This is a genomic window from Nitrosomonas communis, from assembly GCF_900114745.1.
Classification (GTDB): domain Bacteria; phylum Pseudomonadota; class Gammaproteobacteria; order Burkholderiales; family Nitrosomonadaceae; genus Nitrosomonas; species Nitrosomonas communis_A.
Window position 1 is genome coordinate 1 of record NZ_FOUB01000120.1, and the last position, 5,209, is coordinate 5,209.

Annotated in this window: 3 protein-coding genes and 2 pseudogenes; 1 reads left to right on the plus strand and 4 read right to left on the minus strand. The window is 45.4% G+C overall.

All coding sequences use genetic code 11. The features are described from left to right. A partial coding sequence (locus tag BM122_RS20115) for an IS630 transposase-related protein (protein ID WP_074906149.1) occupies window positions 1–269 on the minus strand: 269 nt, incomplete at its 3' end. A 194-nt stretch (window positions 270–463) separates the two neighbouring features. After that, complete coding sequence (gene recQ / locus BM122_RS20120) at window positions 464–2,308, minus strand: DNA helicase RecQ (RefSeq protein WP_074907324.1); 1,845 nt, start codon at window positions 2,306–2,308, stop codon at window positions 464–466. A gap of 146 nt (window positions 2,309–2,454) precedes the next feature. Between recQ and BM122_RS21990 the strand changes: the two are divergent. Continuing rightward, window positions 2,455–3,029, plus strand: a pseudogene (locus tag BM122_RS21990) (IS5 family transposase); the annotation flags it as partial. Between the two features lie 157 nt (window positions 3,030–3,186). Here BM122_RS21990 and BM122_RS26665 read toward each other — a convergent pair. Together BM122_RS26665 and BM122_RS20135 are read right to left on the minus strand one after the other, a co-directional pair. Continuing rightward, window positions 3,187–3,467: pseudogene (locus BM122_RS26665) on the minus strand (hypothetical protein); the annotation flags it as partial. 212 nt (window positions 3,468–3,679) lie between these two features. After that, window positions 3,680–4,282: a DNA polymerase ligase N-terminal domain-containing protein gene (locus BM122_RS20135; protein WP_074907328.1), complete on the minus strand. Its 603-nt coding sequence runs from the start codon at window positions 4,280–4,282 to the stop codon at window positions 3,680–3,682. Window positions 4,283–5,209: the final 927 nt, after the last annotated feature.

The window sequence follows — 5,209 nt, forward strand, 5'->3', positions numbered from 1 at the left end:
AGCGCCAGAAAAATAGCGTTTTGCGCCACACCCAAACGTTTTGCCCGCTCGTACTGATAAGCATCAGGATAATCGCGAATATCCTGCCGCAACACATCAAGATCAATCTTGCGTTGGCGAAACCCTTGAGGTTTACGATGGATGTTCTTAACCCAACGCGTCACGCTCGCCACGCCAACATCAAACCGGGCCGCCACCTCGGCTATCGTAAGTCCTTTTTTCTCTCTAACAGACAGGACTTTACGGCGGAAATCCAGTGAATAGGCCATCTCTAAATTATAATCAAAATTATCTGGTTGTGCTATATAAAAATAATACGGCAAGGTGAAGCCGACAAAGTCAGTTTTGATTTAGAAATGGAATTAAAGCCCATTCCCCATTACGAGTAATTCTTTACCCCTATAAATTAGGGCTGATTCCCACACCCAGACAATAGTTGTAGCTCGCTGTAATTCCCATGAAATTAGCTAATCCCATCACATATCGCCTCCTCCACTACCTTCAGGAATTGATTGCCATAGCGCGCTAACTTGGCTTGACCTACCCCACTGATACGTCCCAGCTCAGTGAGATTACTAGGGCGTTGATGAAATATCTCAAGCAAAGTACTATCATGGAAGATAATATAAGGCGGCACTCCCTGCTCGCGAGCAAGTTGCATGCGCATGGCTTTGAGTGCTTGCCAAAGCGGATCTTCATTAGCAGCGGCAAAAGCTTCACGTGTGCGTGATGCACGCTCGGCATGGCTCGTAGTATGCCTGATAGTTTCCTGGTCTTGGCGCAACCATACCTTTCTCTCACCCCGTAGTATCGGGCGCGCTTCTTCCGTCAAATTAAGCCCACCATAAGCTTCTATCTCCACCTGTAGCAAGCCACCAGCCACGATTTGCCGGAAAACGCTACTCCATTGTTGCTGTGTTAATGCTTTGCCAATACCAAAAGTACTAAGTTGCTGGTGATTGAACTTTTCTATTTGAGGCGTCATCTTACCGCGCAGTACATCAATCAGATGGCCAGCACCAAAACGTTGCCCAGTGCGATAGACGCAAGAAAGGGCCATGCGCACCGCCTCGGTTGCATCCCAGGTATCTGCCGGGCAGAGGCAGTTATCACACTGACCACAATTACCGGGGTGCACTTCACCAAAATAACGCAGAACAGTCTGGTGACGGCAAGCGGTGGATTCACAAAAACCCAAGAGTGCATCAAGCTTTTGCCGTTCAATACGCTTGCGATCTTCGGAGGCATCTCCAGAATTGAGCATTTGCCGCATAGCGACTACATCACCTAAACTATAAATCATCCATGCAGTTGCGGGCAGACTATCCCGACCGGCACGACCAGTTTCCTGGTAATAGCTCTCCATGCTTTTAGGTAAATCCAGGTGAACTACAAAGCGCACATTAGGCTTATCGATCCCCATGCCAAAAGCCACGGTTGCTACCATGATCACTCCTTCCTCACGTAGAAATCTGCGTTGATATTGGTTACGCGTTGCATTATCGAGGCCTGCATGATAAGGCAATGCTTTCCAGCCACGCGCTTGCAGCCATATTGCGGTTTCCTCTACCTTTTTGCGTGATAAGCAATACACAATACCTGCATCGTTGACATGTTCAGCTTCTAAAAAGGCTTGCAATTGCTGACGTGGATTGTTCTTGATAGCAACCCGATAGCAAATATTCGGCCGGTCAAAACTAGCAATAAACTGTCGGGCATTTTCTAATGCCAAGCGTTCAATAATCTCTGCACGTGTTGGGGCATCGGCAGTCGCTGTCAATGCGATGCGTGGCACACTTGGAAAACGCTGATGCAAGACTATCAACTCACGATACTCTGGACGGAAATCATGCCCCCATTGCGAAACGCAATGGGCTTCATCAATAGCAAATAATGCCAAGCTCTCACGCGCCAGCAAGCGCTCTAACAGATTCAGGAAACCCTCTGTTAATAGGCGCTCAGGTGCGACATATAGCAGCTTGAGTTCGCCATTCATCAAACGGCTAGACACTTCCCTTGCTGCTCTAGCATCCAGACTGGAATTTAAAAACTCGGCTTGCACATCAAGTTGTTTAAGGGTCTCAACCTGATCCTGCATCAATGCGATTAATGGTGAAACTACAATGGCTACACCTGGCCGAAGTAAGGCAGGAATCTGATAGCACAGGGATTTACCTCCGCCGGTTGGCATCAATACTAGCGCATCTCCTCCTGAAGAAACATGCTCGACAATCTTTTGCTGCTCACCCCGAAAATCCGAGTAGCCGAATACATCACTAAGAATTTGCTCTGCGGAAGGACTGGACATTATTTAAACTAGATAGCATATAAACTTATTTCTGGTAGTTTATTGTAAACCCATTAGGATATCAGCTTGCGTAGATATTTATGGTAGGTTCTTAGAACCTATTCAAAGTCATTTTGGTTTAAGGGAAAGAAAGTGATACTTGCAGGATGAGAGCACGTTATTCAAGTGATATTAGTCGCGAACAGTTCGAGCAGGTACGTCCGCTGCTGAAAAGTACGCGCAAGAAGACCAGTCCGCGTCGAATCGATTTGCACGAAGTATTTTGTGCGGTATTGTATTTACTCAAGAGTGGTTGCCAATAGCGCATATAGCCAGGTGAACCTCCGAAGTGGCGTACGGTCCATTCGTACTTTACTATTTGGTACGGCCGCATAAAAAAGGAGTGAGCCTGCCGGAGCGGGCACTTAAAAAATCAGGTTGGCGCGGCCCGTATGAGACAGGGGCGCAACGCCTGCATATCCTATTGATCGTAGACGCGCAGAGTGTGAAGAACACGGATACGGCGAACCAGAAGGGTTATGACGCGGGCAAGAAGATTTCGGGTATTTAACACCATATTGCGGTGTATACGCAGGAGCTGCCACATGCAATCGCAATAACTACCGTAGAGGTCACTGATCGCAAGGGAGCGTGGCAGGCGATGGAGCGGTGTAGAATGAATCTGGGTAGCGTGCAAAGTGTATTAGCTGAGGATGGTTATGCGGGACAACCATTCGCGAAGCAGTGATTTGTTTACGGGACTAAAACGTCAGGAAGCTGCCGCCTTGAAATGGTCAGATATTGATTTAGATGACCGATTATTCACACTGACTGATACCAAGAGGATTGTGGCACACGCTGATCTTGGTCGAATCAATGAAGCTGATCCCACTGCATTACCCAAAGCGACTGGTCAGAAAACAGCACAAAGTAGCACAAAGGTACCAAGCTACCTTGCAGCAACTCCACAAAGCGGTTTTAGCCTCCTCCCCTTGGAAAATAACACCGCTGCTACCTCAACAAGTGGAAATGTCCGGTAATTCGACAGATGAAACCCCACCATGATGGTCATGACTTCACTTAGACACAGCGCTCCTCGCCGCCGACGCCGCTTCAGCGACGACTCCGTCAAGCGCTGCTCCCACCGGGGCTCAAACTCTTTACAAAAGTCGTCATTCACACAAAAATCGTTATAGTATCCATGGGAATCTGACTCCTCTCGTGATGAGATTCTTTTCCAAAGCCACTTCATCATAAGGAATTCAGGTTCCTTTTACAGCTTTACTTATGTCGAACTCACGTCATATTAATTTACTTTCAGAGATGCCTTGGGTTTGGCAACTGCTTTTTTAGCCTTCGGCGCAGTTATAACTGACTCTAATTTGGGCGCCTCTATACGCTTGGTGTTTTGCCAGGTCCTGCCTTTCGGATATCGTCTATAGTACGGCCTGTTACGATACTGGTATTCTCGCGTTTGAGGAAACCAGCATTCTCGGTTTTGTTTAGCGCAAAGTTGTCTTTGCTCTTAATGAGAAGCCAGTTCTCGCGTTTATCCGTCGTGCGCATTCGGATCAAATGCCACAGCCCCTTCATGCGGCTACCTTCAATAGTAAAAGTGATACGACCCTCTTTATCCATCTTGTCTGGATCGTCTTCGGGCATCCAAGTTCCCTTATCCCAAATCATGACCGGACCGGCACCATATTGATGGTCTGGAATGACGCCTTCAAAATCGTTGTAATCCATCGTGTGATCTTCGGTACGAACTGCCAGCCGTTTATCTGCAGGATCGTAGCTCGGGCCTTTAGTTACCGCCCAGCTTTTCATTACCCCATGCCATTCAAGCCGGAAGTCATAGTGGATGCGGTTCGCCTCGTGTAGCTGAATAACAAAACGCAGATTTATTTTAGCGCGTTTTCTGGCTTTGCCTTTCGGTTCAGCCGTAATGCCAAAGTTTCGCTTTTTGTTATATTTTTTTAAAAAGTCACGCGACATTTAGACTGCCTGCTTTTTCTTGGGTGCCTTCTTCTTTGAAGCGGATTTTTTGGGCGCAGCCCTTTCTATCTCAAGATAAGATTTTGGTTGTGATATTAAGAAAGTTCTGATTGGTACGGCTGCTTTGTCTCACTTCAGTATTGAGCTGACTTTGTCTTTACGGCTAATAGAGAATCCCTACATAAAAAACCTATGTCTAGTTTTCTCTTAGTGCCCCAGTAGTGCCCCACAAATGTAAAATGGTTTAGGTGATTAAGCGTAATCAATTGATTTCATTGGTACTGTTGAGAGGAGTCGAACCTCGACCTACTGATTACGAATCATTCTAATATTTATCTAAAGAAATCCAACGCAATACTTAATATCATAATATATCAATATATTACATATTGTATAATATAATTATCGTCCAAAGGATTCCTCTAAAATCTATTCACAGCCACTCTATTAACTGGGACTATAACTAGGACTAATTAGCTCAGCATTCTAAGATGAAAATTATTAAAAGTAGTGTTCCCGAGATTAAACAGATAATCCTAGATTCACATAGGAAAAAGGCTTCTCTAGATACAATTTTCCAAATCAAAGAAAAATAACGTGGGCGTGGCCAAGGTGTCTTTATTACCAGAGTTCTTGGGAATGGCGAGGTTGATTTTTATTTCAAATACTTTGTTGATGGAAAAGAAAAATCAAAGAAAATGGCAGATATGGCAATACTGAAGTTCAATTAACGTTGGCACAAGCAAAAGCCGAATTCCGTAAACTTTCTGCTACTTATAATTCTGGCATTGACCCTAAAGTACAAGAAGAAGAAATTGTCAAAATAATAGCACTTGAATTCAAGTAATAAGTGCATAACCCACCAATCTTTCGGCATCTGTTCCTGACAATTCTCGGAACACCTCGTAAGGCGTCCTAAACCCCAGG

Excerpts from the sequence above, each read along its gene's own strand:
- recQ (WP_074907324.1), bottom strand. The coding sequence starts at position 2,308 with ATGTCCAGTCCTTCCGCAGAGCAAATTCTTAGTGATGTATTCGGCTAC.
- BM122_RS20135 (WP_074907328.1), bottom strand. The coding sequence starts at position 4,282 with ATGTCGCGTGACTTTTTAAAAAAATATAACAAAAAGCGAAACTTTGGC.